1 protein-coding gene is annotated in these 1,102 nt (G+C 29.9%); it reads right to left on the bottom strand.

Translation table 11 applies throughout. The features are described 5' to 3' along the window. Positions 1–11: 11 nt before the first annotated feature. Positions 12–896, bottom strand: coding sequence for a DUF5677 domain-containing protein (locus GMC_RS0105755; RefSeq protein ID WP_010521240.1), 885 nt, complete (start codon positions 894–896; stop codon positions 12–14). Positions 897–1,102 lie beyond the last annotated feature (206 nt).

Raw genomic sequence — 1,102 nt, 5'->3', positions numbered from 1 at the left:
TTAGCAATAGGCTATTCCGATGCTTTTATACTTTTACTCATTCCTTCAATAAAATTTTTAAAGCCTGAGTCCATTTCATTTAATTTCTGATTAGCATTTTCGTCAATTTTACATATATCATAAATGAATAAGCAAGTCAAGTATATACTTAGTCTAGTAATTGGGTCTGTGTAATTCTCAGATATAATTTTACCTCGAATTTTTCTGAATTCTTCGACAGCAGGGAAGTTAGAATGTGTGTGAATTGAGGAATGTTTATATGTATTAAGAAAGGCTCTTGTCTTACAACAATGTTTTACTAAGCCTATTATTTGAAGTATTTTAACCTTACCATCCACAATCAAAAACCTCCAATTTGATTTGTTTTTAGAAGGGTCAAATAATTTTTGATGATATTGATTTGGAATTTCTTTTAAAAATTTTGCATTCTCAATTTCTAAGATAGTTTTCTGAATGGTTTCATTTTTTTCTTCTAAACGTTCAGCAGCTCCTTCGAAGTCAGTTACTTCAATTAAGTATTTCTTTTCTTGATATAAACCATCTAGTTTCCATAATAGGAAGCGAAGGTGTTTTTCAGCTTCAGTAACAGGCTCAACAAAAATATGATTGAAAGCAATGTATGTTTCTATTAAAACTCGAATAGTAGTATTTACTGTAAAAATATCATAACCATTCATCCGCTGTTTTTCTCCTGACTTTTTATGTTCAATTATTCCGCTTGATAAATGAAAAAAAGAGGAAGAGTGGATAGCAAATTTATCAATTAATAGGTTAGAATATTGTTGCCAATGATTAAGCGTTGTGTTTTTTCTTGCTGTATAAATTTCTAATAAAGGTCCTCTAAGTAAAATATCATAAAATTCAAGAGGATTACTGTATAAGATGTCTTTAGTCAAAGTTTTTTTGTTTTAAGCTTATTGCTAACGTTTGGTGTAAGGAACGTAGGGCAGATGATAAGCACTGTCTTTCGAATTCTCACTAAGCCAAATTTACATATTTTGCTTTTATTTTTTCTAAATGCCAAATTGGAAATTTGGCGACCTCATAAAGAAACCCAAGCCTACAATTTAAGCCTAAATCGCCCTATGTTTTTTACACATTG

Source organism: Aquimarina agarivorans (genome assembly GCF_000218485.1).
Lineage (GTDB): Bacteria > Bacteroidota > Bacteroidia > Flavobacteriales > Flavobacteriaceae > Aquimarina > Aquimarina agarivorans.
This window is presented reverse-complemented; position numbering and strand designations above follow the sequence as displayed.